At 74.3% G+C, this 23,781-nt stretch carries 15 protein-coding genes; 10 read left to right on the forward strand and 5 right to left on the reverse strand.

Annotation, left to right across the window (positions count from 1 at the left end):
- Window positions 1–126: 126 nt before the first annotated feature.
- On the forward strand, window positions 127–1,575 hold the full coding sequence (locus ACZ4NB_RS07390; RefSeq protein WP_467659014.1) for a sensor histidine kinase: 1,449 nt from the start codon (window positions 127–129) through the stop codon (window positions 1,573–1,575).
- Between the two features lie 60 nt (window positions 1,576–1,635).
- Here the strand turns inward: ACZ4NB_RS07390 and ACZ4NB_RS07395 are convergent, their stop codons facing one another.
- Complete coding sequence (locus ACZ4NB_RS07395; RefSeq protein WP_467659016.1) at window positions 1,636–2,199, reverse strand: SUKH-3 domain-containing protein; 564 nt, start codon at window positions 2,197–2,199, stop codon at window positions 1,636–1,638.
- Window positions 2,200–2,207: 8 nt separating this feature from the next.
- Window positions 2,208–2,720, reverse strand: coding sequence for a YwqJ-related putative deaminase (locus ACZ4NB_RS07400; RefSeq protein WP_393487776.1), 513 nt, complete (start codon window positions 2,718–2,720; stop codon window positions 2,208–2,210).
- 298 nt (window positions 2,721–3,018) lie between these two features.
- Between ACZ4NB_RS07400 and ACZ4NB_RS07405 the strand changes: the two genes are divergently transcribed.
- From ACZ4NB_RS07405 to ACZ4NB_RS07420, 4 genes are all read left to right on the forward strand, one after another.
- Window positions 3,019–4,026, forward strand: a complete 1,008-nt coding sequence (locus ACZ4NB_RS07405) for an SMI1/KNR4 family protein (RefSeq protein WP_467659018.1) — start codon at window positions 3,019–3,021, stop codon at window positions 4,024–4,026.
- 5 nt (window positions 4,027–4,031) lie between these two features.
- Window positions 4,032–6,866: an SUKH-4 family immunity protein gene (locus tag ACZ4NB_RS07410; RefSeq protein WP_467659020.1), complete on the forward strand. Its 2,835-nt coding sequence runs from the start codon at window positions 4,032–4,034 to the stop codon at window positions 6,864–6,866.
- Window positions 6,867–6,983: 117 nt separating this feature from the next.
- Window positions 6,984–8,021: an LCP family protein gene (locus ACZ4NB_RS07415; RefSeq protein ID WP_467659022.1), complete on the forward strand. Its 1,038-nt coding sequence runs from the start codon at window positions 6,984–6,986 to the stop codon at window positions 8,019–8,021.
- Between the two features lie 99 nt (window positions 8,022–8,120).
- Entirely contained in the window at window positions 8,121–9,095 is a 975-nt protein-coding gene (locus ACZ4NB_RS07420; protein WP_467659024.1) for a cellulose-binding protein, read from the forward strand.
- An 8-nt stretch (window positions 9,096–9,103) separates the two neighbouring features.
- Here ACZ4NB_RS07420 and ACZ4NB_RS07425 read toward each other — a convergent pair whose 3' ends face one another.
- Window positions 9,104–10,765 carry an MFS transporter gene (locus tag ACZ4NB_RS07425; RefSeq protein ID WP_467659025.1) on the reverse strand — a complete coding sequence of 554 codons (1,662 nt, stop codon included), beginning with the start codon at window positions 10,763–10,765 and terminating at the stop codon, window positions 9,104–9,106.
- Window positions 10,766–11,023: 258 nt separating this feature from the next.
- Between ACZ4NB_RS07425 and mfd the strand changes: the two genes are divergently transcribed.
- Together mfd and ACZ4NB_RS07435 are read left to right on the forward strand one after the other, a co-directional pair.
- Complete coding sequence (gene mfd, locus ACZ4NB_RS07430; protein ID WP_467659027.1) at window positions 11,024–14,572, forward strand: transcription-repair coupling factor; 3,549 nt, start codon at window positions 11,024–11,026, stop codon at window positions 14,570–14,572.
- A 185-nt stretch (window positions 14,573–14,757) separates the two neighbouring features.
- Window positions 14,758–15,708 (forward strand): GNAT family N-acetyltransferase, encoded by a 951-nt coding sequence (locus tag ACZ4NB_RS07435; RefSeq protein WP_467659187.1) that lies wholly within the window; start codon window positions 14,758–14,760, stop codon window positions 15,706–15,708.
- 25 nt (window positions 15,709–15,733) lie between these two features.
- Here ACZ4NB_RS07435 and ACZ4NB_RS07440 read toward each other — a convergent pair whose 3' ends face one another.
- Together ACZ4NB_RS07440 and ACZ4NB_RS07445 are read right to left on the reverse strand one after the other, a co-directional pair.
- Entirely contained in the window at window positions 15,734–17,269 is a 1,536-nt protein-coding gene (locus ACZ4NB_RS07440) for a DUF2079 domain-containing protein (RefSeq protein WP_467659028.1), read from the reverse strand.
- A gap of 212 nt (window positions 17,270–17,481) precedes the next feature.
- Window positions 17,482–18,255: a DUF4190 domain-containing protein gene (locus ACZ4NB_RS07445; RefSeq protein ID WP_467659030.1), complete on the reverse strand. Its 774-nt coding sequence runs from the start codon at window positions 18,253–18,255 to the stop codon at window positions 17,482–17,484.
- Window positions 18,256–18,541: 286 nt separating this feature from the next.
- On the opposite strand from ACZ4NB_RS07445, the gene ACZ4NB_RS07450 reads away from it, so the two are divergent.
- The 3 genes from ACZ4NB_RS07450 (at window position 18,542) to ACZ4NB_RS07460 (ending at window position 23,284) form a co-directional block, all read left to right on the forward strand.
- Window positions 18,542–20,656 (forward strand): N-6 DNA methylase, encoded by a 2,115-nt coding sequence (locus ACZ4NB_RS07450; RefSeq protein WP_467659188.1) that lies wholly within the window; start codon window positions 18,542–18,544, stop codon window positions 20,654–20,656.
- Window positions 20,657–20,918: 262 nt separating this feature from the next.
- Window positions 20,919–21,560: a hypothetical protein gene (locus ACZ4NB_RS07455; protein WP_467659032.1), complete on the forward strand. Its 642-nt coding sequence runs from the start codon at window positions 20,919–20,921 to the stop codon at window positions 21,558–21,560.
- A complete protein-coding gene (locus ACZ4NB_RS07460; protein ID WP_467659034.1) occupies window positions 21,557–23,284 on the forward strand; it encodes a protein kinase domain-containing protein in 1,728 nt (575 codons plus the stop codon). The genes ACZ4NB_RS07455 and ACZ4NB_RS07460 overlap by 4 nt, the downstream gene beginning before the upstream one ends.
- Window positions 23,285–23,781: the final 497 nt, after the last annotated feature.

The raw sequence follows: 23,781 nt of genomic DNA on the forward strand, positions 1-23,781 counted from the left end.
AAGGGTCGGAAATGTGGGCGATTCAACACTTCGGGGGATAACCGGCGGTAACGGCTGGTAATGGGCCAGGACTGTGCTCGGGAACTCGGCGGGGGAACCGGCGCGGGCGCCCGTACGCTGGTCGGTATGACCGCGACGGGGGCAAGTGAAAGTGTGGGCGCGCGGGGTGCGCCGGTGACGGGGCCGTGGTGGTGGGCCCGGCGGCGCAGTGCCGTACTGGACGTGTTGCTGGCGGTGGCCTCGGGCCTTGAGTGCATGTTCGAGGGCGTGCGGTTTGCGCAGGAGGCGCAGCTGCCGGAGTTGCTCGGGATGTTCTTCGGCCTGGTGGCCGGGCCGGTGCTGCTGGTGCGCCGGCGGTGGCCGGTGGCGGTGGTGCTGGTTTCGATAGCGGTGATGCCCGCGGAGATGGGCGGACTGCTGAGCGTGGTGGGGCTCTACACGCTTGCCGCGTCGGATGTGCCGCGCCGGATCACCGCGTTGCTGGCGGGGATGACGGTGACGGGGACGCTGGTGACGACGTTCCTCAGCATGCGGCAGGACATCGCGGCGCAGGAGGACTTCAATCCGCCGGTGTGGTTCGTGCCGGCGATGTCGCTGGCGGTGGGGCTGGTGCTGACGGCTCCGCCGGTGCTGTGGGGGCTGTACGTCGGGGCGCGGCGGCGGTTGGTGGAGAGCCTGCGGGAGCGGGCGGACGGTCTGGAGCGGGAGCTGTCGCTGCTGGCGGACCGGGCCGAGGAGCGGGCGGAGTGGGCCCGTAACGAGGAGCGGACACGGATCGCGCGGGAGATGCACGACGTAGTCGCGCACCGGGTGAGTCTGATGGTGGTGCATGCGGCCGCGTTGCAGGCGGTGGCGTTGAAGGACCCGGAGAAGGCGTCGAAGAACGCGGGCCTGGTGGGCGACATGGGGCGGCAGGCGCTGACGGAGCTGCGGGAGATGCTGGGGGTGCTGCGGACGGCCGAGGGTTCGGCGGTGCGTGGCGTTGCGGGGTCGGATGCGCCGGAGCGGTTGGCGGCGGTGGCTTCGCGGGCGCGGCCGAAGGCGGAGGCGGAAGCGGAAGCGGTGGGGCCGGAGGCCGGGGCGCGGGTGGCGGCTCCGGAGCGGCCTGCGGGGTCGGCGGCGGCGCAGTCCGCGCCGGAGGTGGACCCCGAGGGGCCGTGCCTGGCCGATCTGGGGGTTTTGGTGGGGGAGTCCCGGGCGGCCGGGATGGCGGTGGAGCTGTCGGTGGAGGGGTCCGGCGAGGGGGAGTCGGCTGCTGGGCGCCGGTATGGGGCGCGGGTGGAGCAGACGGTGTACCGGGTGGTGCAGGAAGCCCTGACGAATGTGCACAAGCATGCTCCGGGTGCGCGGGCGCGGGTGCGGCTGGCGCATCGGGAGGGCGAGCTGGCGGTGCAGGTGGAGAACGGGCCGAGCGAGGGCGGTGCGGCGGACGCGGGTCTGCCGAGCGGCGGCAACGGCCTGGTCGGGATGCGGGAGCGGGTGACGGCGCTGGGGGGCGTGTTCGTCTCGGGTCCGACGGAGGCGGGTGGCTTCCGGGTGTCGGCGGTGGTGCCCGCTCCGGTTGCGGCCGGGTGAGTCCTCGTACCTGGTGTGCGTGGTCGCGTCCGTCGGCCGGTGTGTCCGGCGGGTGGTGGGTCAGCCGCTGCTTGGTGGGGTGATTCCCAGTCGGCTGGGTCGTGTGCCGAGGACGAGGGTGCCCAGCGCCGTGTCGATGTCGGCTCCGAGGTACCAGTCGCCGGTGTGGTCGAGGCTGTAGACGCGGCCTTCGGCGTCGATGGCGAGGGTGGCCTGGCCGTAGGTGGTGCCGTCGGGGCCGGAGAGTTCCTCGCGGCCCAGGGGGGCGACGTCGGTTTCCAGGGCGCGTCCGAGGTCGCCGAGGGTGCGGGCGAGGTGGAGTCCGTGCAGCGGGTCGAGGGCGAAGGGGGTGGGGGCGATGTGCCGGCCGGGTCCGGGGCCGGCGATGCGCAGACCGCCGAATTCGGCCCATGCCTCGACGGCGGCGGGGAAGACGGTGTGGCGGTGGCCGGCGGGGGAGGTGTGGGCGCGGAGGGTGTCGGCCCAGTGTTCGGCCTGCTTTATGTCCCAGCGCCCCGGTTGCCAGCCGGCTTCCTGGAGGGCGACGTCGACGGCCGCGGAGAAGCGGGTGGAGCCCGTGCGGTCGTGGGTGGGGGTGCGGGGGCCGGGGGTGGTGGGCGGCATGGCGGGGGTCAGCTTCCTGTGGGCGTCGCGCCGATGGGCATGACGCCGAAGTGGGCGAGGAGGGCGTCGCAGGAGCGGCAGGGCGGGGCGTAGCTGCCGTGCTGGGGGTCGCCGTCCTCGCGGATGTGGCGTGCGGTGATCTTGGAGTGTTTCAGGGAGCGACGGGCTTCTCCGTTGGTGAGGGGCTTGCGGGCGGCTCGTTTGGAGCGGTTGGCCTCGACCGCCGTGAGGTGGCGGGAGAGCAGCACGGCTTCGGGGCAGCGTCCGGTGAAGCGTTCGCGCTGGGCGGTGGGGAGGGCGTCGAGGAAGTCCTGGACGAGGGGGTGCAGCGCGGGGGGCTGTTCGGCCTTGCTCGCGGTGCAGGTGAGGGTGTGTCCGCGTACGGACAAGGCGGCGCCGACGGTGGGGAGGATGCCGTCGCGTCGGTGGTGGAGGGCGGGCGCGCGATGGGTGTCGCCGGTGCCGCTCCAGCCGATGCGGGGGTCTCCGGCGCCGGTGCCGTGGCGTGCAGTGGTGCTCATGGTGGTGTGCGTTTCCCTCCCTGCAATCCCCCGGTTTGCGGGGGTCAGCCTGCCAAATGTGCTGGGTGTTCCGGTAGTCGGACGCACTGTCGGTGATCTCACGGGGGGCTGACGGGGTGTCGGCTCGCGGATAACGGGGCTGGTGGGCGGGGTGGTGAGCGGGGGGCGTGGGGGTGGCGGGCCGGTGGGTGACGTCGGTGTGTCGCCGTGCTGACGTGCGAGGGCGGGGGCGCGGGAGGGTGTTGCGGTACGGCATAGGCTGTGCCCCAAAGCCAGCTTCAGCCAGGGGGCAACCGCGATGACGACAGGTCGGCCAGGGCTGGGGGTACCACCCGGCCCCCAGGCGGCGGGACGTGCCGCGCCACCGAATTCGGCCTATGCCGGGCAGGTCGTGCATTTTCCGGACCCGGTCCGTGCGGCGCGGTATCCCGCCGGGGTGCGGGTGGACGGGCAGGGCTTCGCGGAGTTCACGCCGTATGCGCGGGCCGCGGCGGAGATCGCCGAGCCGCCGGAGGGGTTCGGCGTCGACGAGCTGCGGTTGACGGACTATGTGTCGGCGAATGCCGCGCTGCACGCGCAGGGGCACGAGCTGTGGATAGACGTGCCGTCGGTGGCGACGCCGCACGGCTGGACCTGGCATCACGTGGCCGGTACGCGGCGGATGGAGCTGGTCCCGGTCGAGGTCAAGGCGCTGCTGCGGCATCACGGCGGGCTGGCGACGGCTCCGGTGGCGCACGACAAGCGCGGTACCCGGCCGCTGCAGGAGACCCGGCCGGTGCACTTCGGGCTGCCGCACCGCGATCTGTCGGTGGGCGAGGAGCAGGTGGTGCAGGCCGAGGAGGCGCTGGGCTACCGCCTGCCGGGTGCGTACCGCTCGTTTCTGAAGGCGGCGGGCGGGTGTGCGCCGGTGGGTGCGGCGCTGGACGCGGAGCTGGGGCTGCTGGTCGACCAGCCGTTCTTCACGGTGCGGGACGACGCGGCGGTCAATGATCTGGTCTATGTGAACAAGTGCCTGCGGGACCACTTCACCAAGGACTACCTGGGTGTGGCGTTCGTGCAGGGCGGTGTGGTCGCGGTGAAGGTGCGGGGCGAGGCGCTCGGCTCGGTGTGGTTCTGCCCGTATGACGATGCGCGGGATCAGGACGGTTGGTCGGTGCAGGAGCGGGTGGAGCGGCTGCTGCTGCCGTGCGGCGCGGATTTCGATGAGTTTCTGCAGCGGTTGGCGGGCAATCCGCCGGAGCTGGAGACCGTGGCGAACCTGATGGTGGACGGCGGTTTCGCCTACGCGGTTCCGGTGGGGGGTTGAGCGCGATGGTGACGTTTGCGCAGGCGCAGGAGCGCGCGGAGCGCTGGGTGAACGGCGATGTGCCGGCGCCGCAGCACCGCGAGGTGCGGGTGCGGGAGTTCGATCTGGGCTTTGTGGCCTGGGCCGAGGACCGGGAGGGCGGTCCGGCGACGGGCGGTGGCCGGGCCCGGCTGGTGATCGCGCGGGACAGCGGTGAGACGACGCTGTGGCCGGGGCTGCCGGTGGGTGAGGTGATCCGGCGGTACGAGGAGGTGTACGGCGCTTCCGTGGACGGTGGGTCCGGTGCGGCCGAGCCCGCGCCGCAGCGGATCGATCTGGAGGCCACGTCGTTCCTGCTGACGCCGCCGGAGTGGTTGCAGCAGGCGGCGGACGCGATCGGCATACCGGACCGGCGGGGCGGCGGCGCGGAGCCGGCCGCCCCGGTTCCTGCGCCGGCCGCGTCCCCTGAGCCGGCGCCGGCCGCGCCGCCGGCTCCGGTGGCCCCTTCGGCGTCGGACGCCTGGGCCGAGGTGAGCGTCAACGGTGCCGACGGCGTGGTCGCGCAGACCGGTGCGGATGCGGCGGAGGCGGGGCAGGCGCCGGGCGCCGCTGCCGGTTCGGTCGGTTCCGGCGTGGACGCGACGCCGTGGGCGGCGGCGGACACGACGGGGTCGGTCGAGGGGTCGCAGGACCGTTCCGTGGGCCTGCCCGAGACGGTGTTCGCGCCGCCGCTGGCGGGTTACGACGCGGAGGACGACGCACCGGCCGCGCCGCGGGTGCGTCCGGAGGCGAAGACCGAACTGCTGCACGGCGGCAGCCAGTTGCCCCGTACGCAGGTGGCGCCCGCGGTGGAGCTGCCGGACGGTGCGGGGCCGGGCGCCGCTCCGGCCGGCGGGCCCGGTGGTGCGCCGCCGCCCCCGCCGATGCCGTCGGCGCCGCCTGCGGCCGGGGGGCTGCCGAATCTGCCGCCGCCGTCCGGGCCGCCGGTCGCCGACGTACCGCCCCCGCCGGGTGCCGGTGCGCCGGGTGTGCCCGGTCCCGGTACGCCGCCGCCCGCGCCGCCCGCGGGCGGTGGGGTGCATGCCGCGGCGACGATGCTGGCCGACGGCTCGTCGCTGCCCGGTAACGCCGCGGCGGGTCCGCCGCCGCCTCCGGGCGTGCCGGGCAGGCCCGGTGCGGGCCGTGCCGGCGCTTCGCAGGACCCGGCGCGGGTCGCCGAGGCCGACACCGGCAAGGCCGATGTGCGCCCGGGAGCCGGTCCGGGTGCGCCCGGTGCGCCGGCCGGCGGTTACGTCCCCACGCAGCTGGTCTCGCAGTTGGACGCGGCGGATCTCGATCTCAGTGCGGTGGACGGGACGGACGGGCCCGGCGCCGAGGGCGCGGGCGGCGACGGGGCCGGCTCCGGTGGTACGGGTGCCGGTGGTCCCGGTGGCGGGGTGCACGCCGCCGCCACGATGCTCGCCGACGGTGCGTCCCTGCAGGCCGGCCTGGGTGGCACCGGCGGCCCCGGTGTGCCGCCGCCGCCCGGTCCGCCCGGTGCGCCCAAGCCGCCCGGCCCGCCCGGTAGGTCCGGCGCGTCCGCGGGCGGCCGGGGTGCGGCGGGGCAGGGCGGCCAGGACGGTCCGCCGCCTCCGCCTCCGGTGCCGCCCGCCGCGGGCGGCACCGGCGGTGGTGGGGTGCACGCGGCGGCGACGATGCTCGCCGGCGGTGCCGCGCTGGGCGGTCCCGGCGGGGCGGGTGCTCCCGCCATGCCGCCGGCCGCGCCGCCGGCCGGCCATGGTGCCCCGTCCGCGGGCGTGCCCGCCCCGCCGCCGGGAACGCCCGTGCCGCCCGGCCCCCCGGGTGCGTACGGCTATCCGCAGGCCCCCAGTGGTCAGCCGACCGTCGGCCCCGGTTACATGGCCGTGCTCAGCTACCGCGGGCCGGACGGCTCGGAGCAGAAGATCGTGCGCCGTTCGGCGCCCGGTACGCCGCATCCGGAGTGGCAGCTGCTGCACGAGCTGCGGGCGATGAACGTCCCGCCGCAGCAGGTCCTGGAGCTGCACACGGAGCTGGAGTGCTGTGATCTGCCGGGCGGTTACTGCGCCCGGATGATCCGGGACAACTGGCCGCAGGTGCGCATCAGCCACACCGCCGCGTACGGCCGGGACCATGCCTCGCGTCAGCAGGGCGTACGGCATCTCGTCGAGCATCAGGGCGAGTTGCACCAGGTCGCGGACGGTCCGGCGCGGCCGGCGCCGGTGCGGGTGCCGCTGCCGCACCCGTCCCAGGTGCAGCCGGTGCCGCCGGTTCCGCCGCAGGCGATCGGCCAGGAGCTGGAGCAGTCCTTCGGTCCGCAGGCGGTCTTCCGCTTCGACCAGCGGGCGGTCTCCCGGCACGGCGTGCCCGATGTGGTGGCGCAGATGCTGGTGTGGGCCGGGTTGCCGGTCGACTTCGGGCCGTTCTTCTGGGCGCAGGCGCAGCCGGGCCGCCCGGTGCCGACGCTGGCGGAGCTGGCGGCGGAGCGGGGGGTGCACCCGGCGTCGGACGCGGGGTCGTATCTGGTGATGGGCAACGACTTCGGCCGTCAGCTGTGTGTCCAGTACGGGACCGCGCACATCGTGGCGGTGCCGATGGAGGCCGGGCCGGGCGGCCAGCCGGCGGCGCCGCAGTTCGTCAACAGCGGGCTGCCGGAGTTCGTGCGCTGTCTGGCGATGCTGGGGCGGATGTGGCGGCTGCGCTACGGGCTGACGCCGGAGCAGGCGGGCCGCTGGACCGTCGACTTCCAGGCGCAGCTGGTCGCGCTGGATCCGCCGGCGCTCGGTTCGCCGGAGACCTGGTGGTCGGTGCTCCTTGAGCAGATGTGGGACGGGCTGCTGTAGGTCTCGTCCGCGCCGCGCGCCGTAGGGCGGGTGCGCGGCGCGGTGGGAGGCACCGCCGCGGCGGCGGTTCCCGGTGTTCGACCTGCGCGACGGGGCGGGCGCCGGGACCATGCCTGTATGGGCCGTCCGATACCCCCGCCGTACCGGGCGGGGCGGTTGCGGCCGCCGCGCGGGGCGGGGCCGCGGTGGCGCCGGTGGTCATGGCTCACCTGGTTGCTGGTGTCGCTGCTGTTGCTGGTCGTGCTGGTGGTGTCGGCCGGGGCCGGGCTGTACGTCCGGGCGGGGCGGGAGCTGCGGCACACCGACGCGGTGGCGGACTACACGGGGCGCCCGGCGGCCGGCCGGGGGACGAACTGGCTGCTGGTCGGCTCCGACAGCCGCGCCGGACTGACCCCGCGGCAGCGCGCCGAGCTGCACCTCGGCAACGGCCGGGTGCAGAACACCGACACGATCATGGTGCTGCACTACGGCGAGCACGGCCCCTACCTGGTCAGTCTGCCGCGCGACAGCTACGTCCCCGTTCCCGGCCATGGAGGCCGGAAGATCAACGAGGCGTATGCGGACGGCGGTCCGCGGCTGCTCACCCGGACGGTGGAGCAGGCGACAGGGCTGCGCATCGACCACTACGCCGAGGTGAACTTCCTGGGCCTGGTGCGGGTCGTGGACGCGCTGGACGGCGTACGGCTGTGCCTGGAGGCGCCGCTGCGGGACGAGCGGTCGGGGGCGGACTTCCCGGCCGGCTGCCGGCGGATGGACGGCGGGCAGGCGCTGGCGTACGTACGGGCGCGCTATGCGGACCCGGAGGGCGACCTCGGACGGGTGAAGCGGCAGCGGCGGCTGATCGGCGCGGTGGCGGACGCGATGGCCGGCCCCGACGTGTACCTCGACCCGGCCCGGCTCAAGCGGGTGCTGGACACCTCGCTGGCGGCGCTGACCGTGGACCGGGGCGCGGGGGCGGCGCAGGTGCTGGACATGGGCTGGGCGCTGCGGCGGATCGCCGGGGGCGCGGGGGCGTCGACGACGGTTCCGGTGCGGCGGCCCGGGGTGACGGTGGCGGGTGCGGGAGCGGTACTGCTCTGGGACGAAAGCGGGGCGAAGGGGTTGTTCCAATCGTTGTACAAGGATGATCCAATTCCGACTTCTGGCGATAAATGACGCATCCTGGGGGGACGGTCCGGGCGAAGTGCCGCAAGGGTGGGGCTATGCACCGGTCCGAAGGACAAGCGCGCGTAACTGCACAGAGGGGCTTGAGGGATGAGTGCACCGGTTTCGCCTCACGGGTTCGAGACCGTACGAGGGCGTGGCTACCGGCCGGAGGACGTCGACCGCCGGTTCGAGGGGCTCTCGATCGACCGCGACTCCTGCTGGGAGCGGGCCGCGCGGCTCACCGTCCTGTGCAACGAGATGACGGACGAACTCGCCGGGCTGCGGCTCCATTTGGCGCAGCTGCCGCCGCAGACGTACGAGTCCCTCAGCAGCGAGGCCCGGCTGATCCTGAGCACGGCGGAGTCCGAGGCCGAGCGGCTGCGGGCCGAGGCGGAGCAGGCCGCCGAGCGGGCCCGCGACGAGTCCGACACCTTCGGGCACCAGGTCCGGGCCGCCGCGGACCAGGCCGCCTCCGCCCTGCGCACCGAGGCCGACGAGCTGGCCCGGCGCACCGAGGAGCGGGCGCAGGAGGACGGCGCGAAGCGGGTGGCCGCGGCGGCCAAGGACGCCGGGCGGCTGCGCGCGCAGGCCGCCGAGGAGCTGGGGCAGGCGGTGCGCGACACCGCCCGGATGCTGCGCGAGCAGGAGAAGCAGCAGGCCGAGGCGTCGGAGGCGGCCGGGCGGGAGCTGGCGAAGCTGGACGCGGAGATGGACCAGCTCGTCGCGGAGCGGGAGGCCCGCGGGCAGGCCGTCCTCGCCGACCGGCGCCGGCTCTACGCGGAGGCCGAGGAGGCCGCCCGGCACCGGCAGGAGGACGCCGAGGACCGTGCGGCCGGGCTGCTGGCCCAGGCCCGCATCGAGGTGGAGCGCATCGAGCGGGCCACGGAGCGGGTCCTCGCGCGGCACGCCGAGCAGCGCGAGGAGGTCCGCACCCATATGGCGCACGTCCGCAACAGCCTGGCGGCGCTGACCGGCAAGCCGCCGGTGGCGGACGGGGCGGACGGCGGGCCCGCCGCGGGGTCCGGCGGCGATCCCGACAACGAGGACACCCTGACCACCGAGCTGCCCCGGCCGCGCGGCTGACGGCCCGCCTACCGCCCCGGCGCCGCCTCGCCGGCGCTCTCCGCCTCGCCCGCACGGGCCCGGCCGTCGTGGTCGCCGCGGGCGTCGGGGTGCACCGGGAAGTGCCGCGGCGCCAGCAGCGCCAGGGCGATCAGGGCGAGCGCGGCGGCCGCGGCGGCGCCGAGGTAGACATGGTCGACGGTGGTGTCGACGGCCCGGCGCAGGTAGTCGGTGGCGCGGGCGGTGAGCGCGCCGGAGTGCTCCAGGGCGTGCGAGACCGCGTCGAGGTCGCCGGGGAGGCCGGGGCGGATGTCCGCGGGGGCGTGCGCGAGGCGGTCGTTGAGGGTGGCGTTGGCCAGGGCGCCGAAGAGCGCGGCGCCCACCGACTGGCCGACCTGGCGGCAGAACAGTATCGAGGCGGTGGCCGTGCCGCGCTCGGCGTAGCCGACCGAGGACTGCACACCGATGATCAGCGGCAGCTGGAAGAGCCCGAGGGCCGCGCCCAGCGCCAGCATGATCAGGGCGGGCTGCCAGGCGGCGCCGGGGTAGGGCAGCAGGGGGAAGGCGAGCAGGATCGCGCCGGCCGCGCCGATGCCGAGCATCGCGCAGGTGCGGATGCCGGTGCGGCGGTAGACGTGGCTGCTCAGGGCGGCCGACACCGGCCAGCTCAGCGTCATCACCGACAGCACGAAACCGGCGGCCGTCGGGCCCAGGCCCAGCACCGACTGGGCGTAGGTGGGAAGGAAGACGGTCGGGGCGACTATCAGCAGGCCCAGCGCGCCCAGGGCGAGGTTGACGGCGGCGATGGTGCGGCGGCGCCAGACCCAGCCGGGGATGATCGGTTCCGCGGCGCGGCGCTCGATCAGGACGGTGGCCGCCGCGCACACCGCGCTGCCGGCGAGCAGCAGCAGCGACGGTGCCGAGAGCCAGGGCCAGGCGACGCCGCCCTGGACCAGCGCGCTCAGCAGCAGCCCGCCACTGGCGAAGATCGCCAGCGCGCCGGGCCAGTCGACGCGCGGACGGCGGTCTCGGGCGCCGCGCCGCGCACGGGCCTCCTCGTGGCAGTGCCGCACGATCAGCCACAGCGCCACCGCGCCCACCGGCACGTTGACCAGGAAGATCCACCGCCAGTCGGCGTAGGTGGCGAGCAGCCCGCCCAGGGCGGGGCCGGCGACCGCCGAGGCCGCCCAGACGCTGGAGAGTCTGGCCTGTATTCGGGGGCGCTGCGCCATCGGGTAGAGGTCGGCGGCGAGGGTCTGCACGGTGCCCTGGAGGGCGCCGCCGCCCAGTCCCTGCAGTACCCGGAAGGCGATCAGGGACGCCATGCTCCAGGCGCCCGCGCAGGCCAGCGAGCCGACGAGGAAGAGCACGATGCCGGCGATCAGGATGGGCCTGCGGCCGAAGGTGTCGGAGAGCTTGCCGTAGACCGGCAGGGTGACGGTGACGGCCAGCAGATAGCCGGAGAAGAGCCAGGAGAAGACCGCGAAGCCGCCGAGGTCGCTGACGATCTGCGGAACGGCGGTGGCGATGATCGTGGAGTCCAGCGCGACCAGTGCCATGCCCAGCATCAGGGCCGCGACGACCGGCCCGCGCCGCGCGGTGCGCGCGGGTGGGTCCCCCGGTGCCGGGGAGCCGGTGCCGCCCGTTCCGCGGTCCGCCGGGCTGTCGCTGTCCTTGCTCGTGCGGCTCACGGGTCCCCCTCCTCGGTCGGGCTGCGGCGGTCCGGTGTGTGTATCGGGCACCGTTCCAGTCGACACCCAACCACGCGGGGCCGCGATGCGGAACGGCGCTTCTCGGCAGGTGGACGCCCCGGGCGCACGCGGCACCCGCGGGCCCCGACCGCTTGGTCGGCGGGCTGTCGGTGGTCGGGCGTATCGTGGGCAACCCGCCCGTGCGACGCCGCGGGCTGTTCGCGTTGTTCGCCTCGCTTGCTGGGACGGAACCATTTCATGAGCCTGACTGGTCTGCTCGACGCCGTCGTACGGGACCCGGCGCTCGCCGAAGCGGTGCAGGCCGCGGCCGACGGCCACCGCCGGCACGTGGACCTGGTGGGTCCGCCGGCCGCCCGCCCGTTCGCGGTGGCCGCGCTCGCCCGGGACACCAAGCGCCCCGTGCTGGCCGTGACCGCCACCGGCCGGGAGGCCGAGGACCTCGCCGCCGCGCTGCGCAGCCTGATGCCCGCCGGCGAGGAGCACCGCGTCGTGGAGTTCCCGTCCTGGGAGACGCTGCCGCACGAGCGGCTCTCCCCGCGCTCCGACACCGTCGGCCGGCGCCTGGCGGTGCTGCGCCGGCTCGCCCACCCGCGCCAGGACGACCCCACCGCCGGCCCCGTCTCCGTCGTCGTCGCCCCGATCCGCTCGGTGCTCCAGCCGCAGGTCAAGGGCCTGGGCGACCTGGAGCCGGTGAGCCTGCGCACGGGCCAGACCGCCGATCTCGAAGCGGTCGTCGACGGGCTGGCCGCGGCCGCCTACGCCCGCGTCGAACTGGTCGAGAAGCGCGGCGAGTTCGCCGTCCGCGGCGGCATCCTGGACGTCTTCCCGCCCACCGAGGAGCACCCCCTGCGGGTCGAGTTCTGGGGCGACGACGTCGAGGAGATCCGCTACTTCAAGGTCGCCGACCAGCGCTCCCTGGAGGTCGCCGAGCACGGCCTGTGGGCGCCGCCCTGCCGTGAGCTGCTGCTGACCGAGGACGTCCGCACCCGGGCCGCCGCCCTGGCCGAGCAGCACCCGGAGCTGGGCGAGCTGCTCGGCAAGATCGCCGAGGGCATCGCCGTGGAGGGCATGGAGTCGCTGGCCCCCGTCCTGGTCGACGAGATGGAGCTGCTGCTGGACGTGCTGCCCGAGGGCTCCATGGCCGTGGTGTGCGACCCGGAGCGGGTGCGCACCCGGGCCGCCGATCTGGTGGCGACGAGCCAGGAGTTCCTCCAGGCGTCCTGGGCGGCCAGTGCCGGCGGGGGAGCGGCGCCGATCGATGTCGGCGCGGCGTCCCTGTGGGGCATCGCCGACGTCCGCGACCGGGCCCGCGAGCTGGGCATGATGTGGTGGTCGGTGTCACCGTTCGCGGCCGACGAGGACCTGGCCGCCGGGGACGGCGACACCCTCAAGCTGGGCATGCACGCCCCCGAGACCTACCGCGGCGACACCCAGCGGGCGCTCGCCGACACCAAGCAGTGGCTGGCCGACGGCTGGCGGACGGTCTACCTCACCGAGGCGCACGGTCCCGCGGCCCGTACGGTCGAGGTGCTCGGCGGCGAGGGCATCGCCGCCCGCCTGGACGCCGGCCTTGCGGAGATCACCCCCGCCGTCGTCCATGTCGCCTGCGGCTCCCTCGACAACGGCTTCATCGACCCGTCGCTCAGGCTCGCCGTCCTCACCGAGACCGACCTGTCGGGCCAGAAGGCGGCCGGCAAGGACGCGGCCCGGATGCCGGCCCGCCGCCGCAAGACCATCGACCCGCTCACCCTCCAGGCCGGCGACTTCATCGTCCACGAGCAGCACGGCGTGGGCCGCTACATCGAGATGGTGCAGCGCACGGTCCAGGGCGCCACCCGCGAGTACCTCCTCGTCGAGTACGCCCCCGCCAAGCGCGGCCAGCCCGGCGACCGCCTCTACATCCCCACCGACCAGCTGGAGCAGGTCACCAAGTACGTGGGCGGCGAGGCCCCGACCCTGCACCGCCTGGGCGGCGCCGACTGGACCAAGACCAAGGCGCGCGCCAAGAAGGCCGTCAAGGAGATCGCCGCCGACCTCATCAAGCTCTACTCCGCCCGGATGGCGGCGCCCGGCCACACCTTCGGCCCGGACACCCCCTGGCAGCGGGAGCTGGAGGACGCCTTCCCGTACGCCGAGACCCCCGACCAGCTCACCACGATCGCCGAGGTCAAGGAGGACATGGAGAAGTCGGTCCCGATGGACCGGCTGATCTGCGGCGACGTCGGCTACGGCAAGACCGAGATCGCGGTCCGCGCCGCCTTCAAGGCCGTCCAGGACGGCAAGCAGGTGGCGGTCCTGGTGCCGACCACCCTCCTCGTCCAGCAGCACTACGGCACGTTCACCGAGCGCTACGGCCAGTTCCCGGTCAACGTCCGGGCGCTGTCCCGCTTCCAGACCGACACCGAGGCCAAGGCCGTCCTCGAAGGGCTGCGCGACGGCTCGGTCGACCTCGTCATCGGCACCCACCGGCTGTTCTCCGCCGAGACCAAGTTCAAGGACCTGGGCCTGGTCATCGTCGACGAGGAGCAGCGCTTCGGCGTCGAGCACAAGGAGCAGCTGAAGAAGCTGCGCGCCAACGTCGACGTGCTGACGATGTCCGCGACGCCCATCCCGCGCACCCTGGAGATGGCGGTCACGGGCATCCGCGAGATGTCCACCATCACCACCCCGCCCGAGGAGCGGCACCCGGTCCTCACCTTCGTCGGCCCGTACGAGCAGAAGCAGATCGGCGCCGCCATCCGCCGTGAACTCCTGCGCGAGGGCCAGGTCTTCTACATCCACAACCGCGTCGAGTCGATCGACCGGGCCGCCGCCCGGCTGCGCGAGATCGTCCCCGAGGCCCGCATCCAGACCGCCCACGGCCAGATGGGCGAGTCGCAGCTGGAGCAGGTCGTGGTCGACTTCTGGGAGAAGAAGTTCGACGTCCTGGTCTCCACGACCATCGTCGAGTCCGGTATCGACATCTCCAACGCCAACACCCTGATCGTCGAGCGCGGCGACAACTTCGGCCTCTCCCAGCTGCACCAGCTGCGCGGCCGGGTGGGCCGCGGCCGCGAGCGCGGCTACGCCTACTTCCTCTACCCGCCGGAGAAGCCGCTGACCGAGACCGCCCACGAGCGGCTGGCGACGATCGCCCAGCACACGGAGATGGGCGCGGGCATGTACGTCGCCATGAAGGACCTGGAGATCCGCGGCGCGGGCAATCTCCTCGGCGGCGAGCAGTCCGGCCATATCGCGGGCGTCGGCTTCGACCTCTACGTCCGCATGGTCGGCGAGGCCGTCGCCGACTACCGGGCCTCGCTGGAGGGCGGCGTCGAGGAGGAGCCGCCCCTGGAGGTCAAGATCGAACTCCCGGTGGACGCGCACGTCCCGCACGACTACGCGCCCGGTGAGCGGCTGCGCCTCCAGGCATACCGCGCCATCGCCTCCGCCAGCTCGGAGGAGGACATCGCGGCCGTCCGGGAGGAGCTGACCGACCGCTACGGCAAGCTCCCCGAGCCGGTCGAGAACCTCCTCCTGGTCGCCGGCCTGCGCATGCTGGCCCGCGCCTGCGGCGTCAGCGACATCACCCTCCAGGGCGCCAACATCCGCTTCGGCCCCGTGGAGCTGCGCGAGTCCCAGGAGCTGCGCCTCAAGCGGCTGTACCCCCGCACGGTCCTCAAGCCGGCCACCCGCCAGATCCTGGTGCCGCGCCCGACGACCGGCAAGATCGGCGGCAAGCCGCTGGTGGGTCGGGAGTTGCTGGCGTGGGTGGGGGAGTTCCTCACGACGATTTTGGGCTCGTAGCGTCTTGGGGCTCGTAGGCCCGCTTCCCACGTTGCCGGCTGATCCGCCGTGCCTGTTCTGTGAGTTCTTTCCCGCCTTCGGCGGGAGCGGGGTGGGTTGTGGAGCGCCCCCGCCCCGGTGAGGGGAAGCGTCAAAGACCACAAGCCCGGCCGCGTCGTGGTGCGGCCGCTTTCACCGGAGTGTGCCTGACCGTGGAACAGCGCGACCTGACCCTGCGTCCGATCAGCGGGCGGGAAGAGATCGGTCTCTTCTCCCGACTGCCCTACGTCCTCAACGAGGAGCTGGCGGACGACCTCGCCGCCGGCCGCCGGCGTCCGGAATGGATGTGGATCGCCCTGCGCGGTGACCGCCTACTGGCCAGGGCCGCCTGGTGGAGCCGCCCCGGCGGCGATACACCCGTCATCCTGGACATCCTCGACATCGACGAGCACGCCCCGAGCCCCGATCGCATGGACGTCGGAGTGCGACTTGTGCGCACTGCCATGGCCGCCATCCTCCCGGACGGGGCGCGGCCGCCTGAGTACAGCCGTCTGGTCGCGCCGGACTGGCGTGAGAACACCGTGACCAGACGAGCCGTCGAGGACCGCATGACGGTGCTGGAACGGACCGGTGCCCGGCTCTTCGTCGAACGGCTGCGGATGGAACGGCGTCCGGAACCGCCGGTCCCCAAGCCCAGCGGGCGCCTTGCGTTCCGGCCGATCCGCGATGCCGGGGAACTCGTGGCTCTGATGGCCTCGGTTCTGGACGGCACGCTGGACGCGCACGGCCGTGCCGACCTGACCCGGATGTCCGCCCAGGAGGCGGCCGTCAAGCACTATGAGGACGAGCTCGCGCGCTACACGAGCCCGCGGGACTGGTGGCGGATCGCCACGCTGCCCCACGGAGAACCAGTGGGGTTCGTCCTCCCCGCCCACAACGGCTACCACCCGATCATCGCCTACATCGCGGTGCTTCCCGCGCACCGCGGCAGGGGCTACGTCGACGACCTTCTGGCCGAGGGCACCCGCATCCTGGCCGAGCAGGACGTCCCCCGCATCCGCGCGTCCACGGACCTGGGCAACGTCCCGATGGCGAACGCCTTCCAGCGCGCCGGATACCTCAATTTCGGGCGCGAGATCACCATGACGTGGAGCTGATCGGGGAGGGGGCCGGGGGCATGGGTCAGTGCGCGGACGTCCGGCGCAGGACCAGCAGGTCCGCCGCGCCCCCGACGATGACGTACGTCGACTTCGGGTGGCGGGCCATCGCGTCGGCGAGGGCCTGGCGGGGGGTGCGGTTGTCGCGGAGCTGCAGGGCCACGTAGTCGGGCGCCAGCCCGTCCGTGTCGCCGGTCCAGAAGACCCGGGTGCGCTGGGTCAGCCGGCTCAGCGGGCGGATGTCGGACTCGACGGTCGCGTTGTCGGGTATCTGCTCCAGCAGCCGTTCGGCGGCGGTGACGGACGCCGGTGTGCGGTAGGTGGCGGGCTCGGTGAGGCGGGCCAGGGGGAGCGTGGTGGACAGGGCGAGGGCGGCGGCCAGTGCCGCGGCCGGCAGGTGGTGGGCGTAGGAGCGCAGCCAGGGGCGGGCGGAGACCCGGGCCCGGGGCAGGGCGTCGACCAGGGCGAGGAAGACCACCGGCATCAGGACGGCGTTGTAGTGCCAGTCGATGCCCCAGTAGTGGGGCTCGTGGGAGAGGAAGCGCCAGCCGAGGGTGGGCAGCGCCACCAGCAGGAGCGGGGAGCGCAGGGCGAGCAGGCCGGTGGTGGGCAGCAGGACCCACAACGTGGTGCGCAGGGCGGTGCCCAGGGGGATGGTGGCGCCCTGGCCGTCGGCGCCGAACTTGCTCCAGTAGTCGTAGGAGCCGGAGCCGTTGAAGGCCGGGATCAGCAGGCCGAGGGTCAGGGCGGTGGCGGTGAGGCCGAAGGCGACCAGCGCGATGGGCAGCGGGCTGGCGCGGCGGGTGCGCAGCAGGGCCAGCGCGCCGATGGTGGCGGCGGTGACGCCCAGGTCCTCCTTGACCAGCACCAGGGGCGCGGCCCAGCACACCGCGGCGGTCCAGCGGCCGCGCAGCACCGCTTCGAGGGCGAAGGCGATCAGCGGGAGCGCGAAGGCGATCTCGTGGAAGTCGAAGTCGACGGCCTTCTGCACGCCCCAGGACGTGCCGTACGCCAGGCCGATGGCCAGTCCCGGGAGGCGGCCCAGGTAGCGGGCGGCGGCGCGGGTGACCGGGAGCGCGGAGAGCGCGAACAGGGCGGCCTGGGCGATCAGCAGGGTCAGGGGGGAGGGGAAGAGCCGGTAGAAGGGGGCCAGGACGACCAGGACGGGGCTGAAGTGGTCGCCGAGGATGTTGGTGCCGGGGCCCTTGAGGTCGACGATCGGGGCCTGGAAGTGGGCGTAGCCCCGTATGGCCTGTTCGAAGATGCCCAGGTCCCAGGAGGAGCTGGACATGCCGCGGAAGCGGGACACCGACAGCAGGGCGAAGCAGAGGAAGAAGAACGCGGCCGTCCAGTAGGGGTCCCATCGGGGCGCGCGCAACGGGGCGGTGCGGGTGCGAAGGCGCTGGGCGGCGCGGCGCAGGGGGCCGCGGTCGCCCGGGGGTATGGGGGCGGTCGCGGTGGGCGCGGCCGGGCCGGCGGTCCGGGGCGGTGGCACGGTCGCGCCGCCCTCCCCGAGGATCGGTCCGGGTCCGCCCCCGGCCGTTGCTGCGGCCGTGTCCATCAGGGTCCTCACTCACTGTCAACTGCCGGAAAGATACTCGAACCGGCGGTGCGGGCGGCCCGGCGGTGGTGCGCGGTGCCGGCCGTGCAGTGGGTGAGACGGCGCTGCGGTGCCGCCCGTTCCCGGAGGCGGACGGCCGACGGCCCGGCACCGCGGGGTCGCGGTGCCGGGCCGTCGGGGAGGAAGGGGAGGGCGCGGGGGAGCCGGGCGGCTCAGAGGGCCAGCTTCCAGTTCGCGGGGTCGAGCAGCAGGTCCGGCGTGATCTTGATGTCGAGCTGCTTGGCGGTCGGCGGAGCGTCGAAGACCATGTCCACGCTGTCGGACTCGTTGGGGTCGAGCGTCTTCTCCCAGTCGTGGTGGAGGATGCCGTGCTTGTCGTCGGCGACCTCCTCGGCCTTCTTGCCGTCGGCCTCCGCGTCGGTCGACATGAGCGGGTTGGTGGCCGCCTTGCTGCCGGTGTTCTTGAGCGTGACGGTGACCTTCCAGGACTTGTTGCCCTCGGTGTGACCGCTGATGAGGGTGTTCTTGTCGACGGTGTACGGAGCCGGCTTCGAGACGGTGACCTCAAGGCCGTTGTTGTACTTCGCGGCCTTGCCCGCGCCGAGGTCCTTGATGTTGCTGCTGCTGCCCGACTGCTTGTCGAACTCCTGGTTCACCTCGTCGACGGCCTTGTTGACCGCCAGCACGGTGACGATGACTCCGACGATCGCGAGGATGAGCGACAGGGCGCCCAGGATCGTGCCGGTGATCGCCACGCCCTTGTTGGTGGCCTGGCCCTTCTTGGCCCGGCTCATGCCCACCAGGCCGAAGATCAGGGCCAGCAGGCCGAGCGGCCCGGCCAGCCAGAACAGGATCATCGGGATGCCGCTGAGCGCGCCGATGATGCCGAGGATCAGGGCGGCGACGCCGAGCCCGTTGCGGGGCGCCTGGTGGGCGTGGCCGGTCGGCCCCTGGGGGGTGGGCTGGTAGTGCATCTGCTGAGACATGCGTAGGGGCCCCTTCCGGGCACTCGATGCGAATTCCGCTGAAGCGATGGGTCAATAAGAGCAGAGGCTGTGAACCGAGTCAACATGAAGACCTGTGAATGGTTTGTTCACGCTGTGAAGGGGGAGGTTGTTCGATGATGGGTATGCTTGCCGACACAGAGTCGGGGGTCACGGGAGGTCGGGGGTCACGCGGATGGGAGTCAGCCAGGTGCCGGACTACGCAGCACCGGACAGCGCGACGGACACCTCGGCGACGGACGCCGCCGAGGCGGGCCGTCCGACCGAGGTGACCGCCGCCGGTATCGCCCGGCTCGCCGGCGTCGGCCGCGCCGCGGTCAGCAACTGGCGGCGGCGGCACGCGGACTTCCCCAAGCCCGTCGGCGGCACCGAGACCAGCCCCGCCTTCGCCCTCCGCGACATCGAGCAGTGGCTGCGCGACCAGGGCAAGCTCGCCGAGGTCCCGCTGCGTGAACGGGTCTGGCAGCAGCTGGTCGGACACCCCGCGGGCGCCGCGGCCGCACTGCGGCAGGCCGGCGCCGTACTCCTGCTGGTCCGCGACCGCCCCTCGGCCTGGCGGCAGCTGCGCGCCGCCACCGACGACGCCGAGCTGACCGGCGTACTGCCCGCGATGCTCGACTCCGTCCTCGTCGCCCGGCTCGGCGCCGAGCACCCCGTGGGCGGGCTGACGCGCGAGGCGCTCGCCCCGTCGGCCGCGCTCGTACGGGCCACCGGCGATCTCGCCGCCGTCGACGGCGCGGACCGGGCGTACGCCTTCCTGCTCGGCCGCCACCTGGACGCCAACCCCCGGCAGTACACCCTGACCCCGCCGGGACCGGCCGCGCTGATGGCCGAACTCGCCGCCCTGGCCGGCCCGTTGGGTACCGTCCTCGACCCGGCCTGCGGTGCCGGCGCGCTGCTGACCGCCGCCCAGGAACGCGCCGCGAAGGACGCCGCGGACCCCGCCGGCGCCCCCGTCACCCTCCACGGCCAGGAGGCCGACCCCGACCTCGCCGCGCTCAGCGCGCTCCGCCTCGCCCTGGACGTACCCGGCGCCCAGGTCCGGGTGCGCGCCGCCGACACCCTGCGCGCCGATGCCTTCCCGCAGCTCGCCGCCGACGCCGTCCTGGTCCACCCGCCGTTCAACGAACGCAACTGGGGCCATGACGAACTCGCCTACGACCCCCGCTGGGAGTACGGCTTCCCGGCCCGTACGGAGTCCGAACTGGCCTGGGTCCAGCACGCGCTGGCCCGGCTGCGCGAGGGCGGCACCGCCGTCCTGCTCATGCCGCCCGCCGTCGCCTCCCGCCGCTCCGGCCGCCGGATCCGCGCCGACCTGCTGCGCCGCGGCGCGCTGCGCGCCGTCATCGCGCTGCCCGCCGGCGCCGCCCCGCCCAACGGCGTCCCGCTGCACCTGTGGGTGCTGCGCAAGCCCGGGGGCGGCGCTCCGCCCACCCCGCAGCTGCTCGTCGTCGACACCGCGGACTCGGCTACCGGCGCCGCTACCGGCCAGACCGCCGGCCGCGACAAGCCCGACTGGCAGACCGTCCACACCACCGCCGTCGAGGCATGGCAGGTCTTCGACCGCGACGGCGGCATCGAGGAAGTGCCCGGTGTGCGGCGGTCGCTGGCCGCCATCGACCTCCTCGACGACGATGTCGACCTCGCCCCGGCCCGGCACCTCCCGCCGCCCGCCGCGGCCGGCGGCCCCGCCGAACTCGCCCGGGTGCGCGACCGGCTGACCGCCACCCTCGCCCGTACCACCGAGCTCACCCCGCGCCCCCAGGCCGGCGACACCCTCCCCGACCTCACCGGCAGCGCGCGCTGGCCGCTGACCACCGTCGGCGAACTCGCCCGCTCCGGCGCCCTGGTGCTGCGCTCGGGCGGCGCCGGCACGGCATCCGCCGAGGGAGCGCCCGCGGTGCTCACCGACCACGACGTCATCGCCGGCGGCGCCCCCTCCGGCACCCTCCCCGAAGCGTCCGCCACCGGGCCCGCCGAGGAACCGGTCCTGGTCCGGGCGGGCGACGTCGTCGTCCCCGTCCTCGGCGGCGGTGCCGTCGCCCGGGTCGTCGACGACGCCACCGCCGGGGCCGCCCTGGGCCGCAACCTCACCCTGCTGCGGCCCGACCCGGCCGCCGTCGACCCCTGGTTCCTCGCCGGCTTCCTGCGCGGCACCGCCAACAACCGCCAGGCCAGCAGCTACGCCTCCACCGCCACCCGGCTCGACGTCCGCCGCCTGCAGCTGCCCCGTCTGCCGCTCGCCGAACAGCGCCGCTACGGCCGCCGGTTCAGCGACCTGGCGACCTTCGAGGAGGCGCTGCGGCTGGCATCGCGGCTGGGCGAGCAGCTGGTGCGGGGGCTGTACGACGGGCTGACGGACGGGTCGGTCAGCCCGGACTGAGCCGACGGACCGGCATACCGGGCAAGCCGGCAGGCATACGGGGAAAGCGGAGAGGCATACGGGGCGAACGGCGCGACGGCGTCTCCCGGGGCGGGCCGCCGGCCGGGCCATTCCGCGCAACCCCGCACGCGCGCGCGTCGTCGTCTATACGCTCGCAAGCACGTATGCGCGCCGTGCCCGCCCGCGCGAGGGGGTGGCGCCGACCCCACGGGCCGCTACGGAGACCGCCTCGTCCGCCATGCCCGATCCGTCAGGAGCAGTAATGCACGGCCCTGTGCCCGCCCACTCGCCGTACCGTCCCCCGGCGCGGGGGACGGTCATCGCGCTGCGGGTGGTCCTCGTGGCCGCCGCGGTGCTCAGCCTGGGACTGCTGTCCTGGGCGCCGCTGCTGCGGGCCGCGATCGTGCGGCGCGGACGGCTGGGCTGGTGGCTGTTCGCCGGCGACCTGGTGGCGATCGTCGCCGCCTGCGCGCTGATCACCGGCTACGACACGACGGACTGGCGCACCAACCTCGGGGTGGGGCTGCTGCTGATCCAGATCGCCGCGGCGGTCGCCTACTACCTGGCCGTGGACATCCGCGCCGCGCAGGCCACCGCCCACGGCCCGGCGGTCGGCCACCCCGGCCCGGCGCCGGCCGCGCCCTCCTACGGCCCGCCGCAACCGCCCGCGCCGCTCCCGCTGTACGCCCAGGAGACCCAGCCCTACGTCGCGCACGGAGCGGCCCCGGTCAACCCGTACGCCATGACCGAGACCCGGCTGCCCGCGCCCCCGGCCCGCCCCGCACCGGCGCCCGCCAACCCCTACGCCGCGCCCCAGGAGCGCCCGCAGCCGCAGCGCATCGACCGCGTACGGGCCGAGCTGGACGAACTCAGCGACTACCTCCGCAAGGAGGAGGGGCGGTGAACGGCCGGGTCATCGGCGGGCGTTACGAACTCTCCGCGCTGCTCGGGCAGGGCGGGATGGGCCAGGTCTGGATCGGCTACGACCGCCGCCTGGACCGCCGGGTCGGCGTGAAGCTGCTGCGCCCCGACCGGGTGGCGGGCACCCCGGACGGCGAGGAGATGCGCCGCCGCTTCGTCCGCGAGTGCCGCGTCACCGCGCAGGTCGACCACCCCGGCCTGGTCACCGTCCACGACGCCGGCAGCGACGACGAGGACCTCTATCTGGTCATGCAGTACGTCGAGGGCGCCGACCTGTCCGACCACCTCGCCGAGCACGACCCCTACCCGTGGCCCTGGGCGGTCTCGGTCGCCGCGCAGCTGTGCGCCGTGCTGGCCTCCGTCCACGCCGTCCCGATCGTCCACCGCGACCTCAAGCCCCGCAATGTCATGATCCGCCCGGACGGTTCGCTGGTCATCCTCGACCTCGGCATCGCCTCCGCGCTGGACACCGACACCACCCGCCTCACCCACACCGGCTCGCCCATCGGCAGCCCCGCCTACATGGCGCCCGAGCAGGCGATGGGCGGCGCCGTGGGCCCGCACACCGACCTCTACGCCCTGGGGATCCTGCTCCACGAACTCCTCAGCGGCGAGGTCCCCTTCGCCGGCTCCACGGCCCTCGGCGTCCTGCACCGCCACCTCCACGAGGAGCCCGTCCCGGTACGCAAGCTCCGCCCCGACGTCCCCGAGGCCCTCGAAGCCCTCGTCCTGCACCTCCTGCGCAAGGACCCCGAGGCCCGCCCCGCGGACGCCCAGGAGGTCTACCGGGCGCTGGCCCCCCTGCTGCCGGCCGCCGCCACGGGCCCGCACGCCGCCCAGGGCCCCGCCACCCCGCTCGCCCCGATGGACCCCACCCGCCCCTTCCGCCAGCCCCACGCTCCCTGGCCCGTACGCTCCACGGCAGGCCCCGCCCCGGCCCCGACGCCGACGGCACTGTCCACGCCGCTGGTCCCGGCCCCCGAGCCCGGCGCCCCCGTGACCACCGGCCCCGCCCGCCCGGACCCCGACCCCCGCACCTCCGTCGCCCTCTCCTCCGCCCCCCACCCCGGCGCCTGGACCTCCGCCGCAACTCCCTTCCCCAGCCCGGCCCCCTCCTCTGCTTCCTCCCCTTCCTCCCCCGCGCCGGGGCCGGACGTCGCGTCCGCCGTCGACGAGGTCAAGAGCCTGCTCGACCAGGGCCGGATCACCCGCGCCGTGGACATCCTCGGCGGCATCCTGCCCGCCGCCGCCGAACGCCACGGCGCGCACTCCCCGGTCGTCCGCACCCTGCGCAAGCAGTACGCCGCCACCCTCATGGACGACGGCCAGTACCGCCGCGCCCTGCCCGAACTCCGCATCCTCGCCGAGGAGTTCGGCCAGGAATCGGGGGCGGGCGCGACCCGCCAGGCCCTGCAGTTCCACTACGAGGCCGCCCAGTGCCTGGAACAACTCGGCGAGGTCGCCCAGGCCCTGGAGGAGTACCGCGCGCTGCTCCCGTACTTCGAGCACTACGCCGACGACCCCATCCGCCCGCTCGAAATCCGCCGCTCCATAGGCCACCTGCTACTGGCCCAGGGCGAACGCGGCGCCGCCCAGGAGACCCTCTCCCGCCTCCTCTACGACGCCGAACGCCTCCACGGCCCGCACCACGCCTTCCCGGAGGAACTGCGCCGCACGCTGTACTGGCTGAGCCAGGTGCAGGGCTGAGCGGTCCGAAACGGCGAAGAACCCACACCGCACCACGGAGTTCAGCCGCGAGTCATGGTCCTCCGCGCTCGCCGGAACGGGCGATTCCCATGACGGGGGACGACGCATCATGCGTACGAAGTTCACGGCTCGGCCTGCCGCCTCGGCCGCGGTCTTGGCACTCGCGCTCACTGCTTGCAACGCACCGCCTTCGGATGCGGATGGCGGCTGATCTCGACGTTGCAGTCGGTCACCTTCGACCTGTCTCCTAGGGCGTAGGCCTTCGCGCGCTGCGCGGCCAGGGCCCCGCACACATCGCACCCGGCAGCCGGCTCGGGATCGGGCTCTGTTACTGGTTCCCCCAGGTGAACGGGGCGGCAGATGCGGGGCATCAACCCGCCACCTCCACACCGTGAATCCGGCGCGGCTCGGCGTCGTACCCGTGCACGGCCAGCCACAGCGCCCGCCGGCGTCCGCGCTGCAAGCGCCGCTCCCGCCGTTCCTGCCATTCCTGCCAT

This window comes from Streptomyces sp. NPDC026575 (assembly GCF_055567415.1).

What these genes read in the sequence shown, in the direction of transcription:
- ACZ4NB_RS07390 (WP_467659014.1), top strand. Translation starts at nt 127, where the DNA reads ATGACCGCGACGGGGGCAAGTGAAAGTGTGGGCGCGCGGGGTGCGCCG.
- ACZ4NB_RS07395 (WP_467659016.1), bottom strand. Translation starts at nt 2,199, where the DNA reads ATGCCGCCCACCACCCCCGGCCCCCGCACCCCCACCCACGACCGCACG.
- ACZ4NB_RS07400 (WP_393487776.1), bottom strand. Translation starts at nt 2,720, where the DNA reads ATGAGCACCACTGCACGCCACGGCACCGGCGCCGGAGACCCCCGCATC.
- ACZ4NB_RS07405 (WP_467659018.1), top strand. Translation starts at nt 3,019, where the DNA reads ATGACGACAGGTCGGCCAGGGCTGGGGGTACCACCCGGCCCCCAGGCG.
- ACZ4NB_RS07410 (WP_467659020.1), top strand. Translation starts at nt 4,032, where the DNA reads ATGGTGACGTTTGCGCAGGCGCAGGAGCGCGCGGAGCGCTGGGTGAAC.
- ACZ4NB_RS07415 (WP_467659022.1), top strand. Translation starts at nt 6,984, where the DNA reads ATGGGCCGTCCGATACCCCCGCCGTACCGGGCGGGGCGGTTGCGGCCG.
- ACZ4NB_RS07420 (WP_467659024.1), top strand. Translation starts at nt 8,121, where the DNA reads ATGAGTGCACCGGTTTCGCCTCACGGGTTCGAGACCGTACGAGGGCGT.
- mfd (WP_467659027.1), top strand. Translation starts at nt 11,024, where the DNA reads ATGAGCCTGACTGGTCTGCTCGACGCCGTCGTACGGGACCCGGCGCTC.
- ACZ4NB_RS07440 (WP_467659028.1), bottom strand. Translation starts at nt 17,269, where the DNA reads ATGGACACGGCCGCAGCAACGGCCGGGGGCGGACCCGGACCGATCCTC.
- ACZ4NB_RS07445 (WP_467659030.1), bottom strand. Translation starts at nt 18,255, where the DNA reads ATGTCTCAGCAGATGCACTACCAGCCCACCCCCCAGGGGCCGACCGGC.
- ACZ4NB_RS07455 (WP_467659032.1), top strand. Translation starts at nt 20,919, where the DNA reads ATGCACGGCCCTGTGCCCGCCCACTCGCCGTACCGTCCCCCGGCGCGG.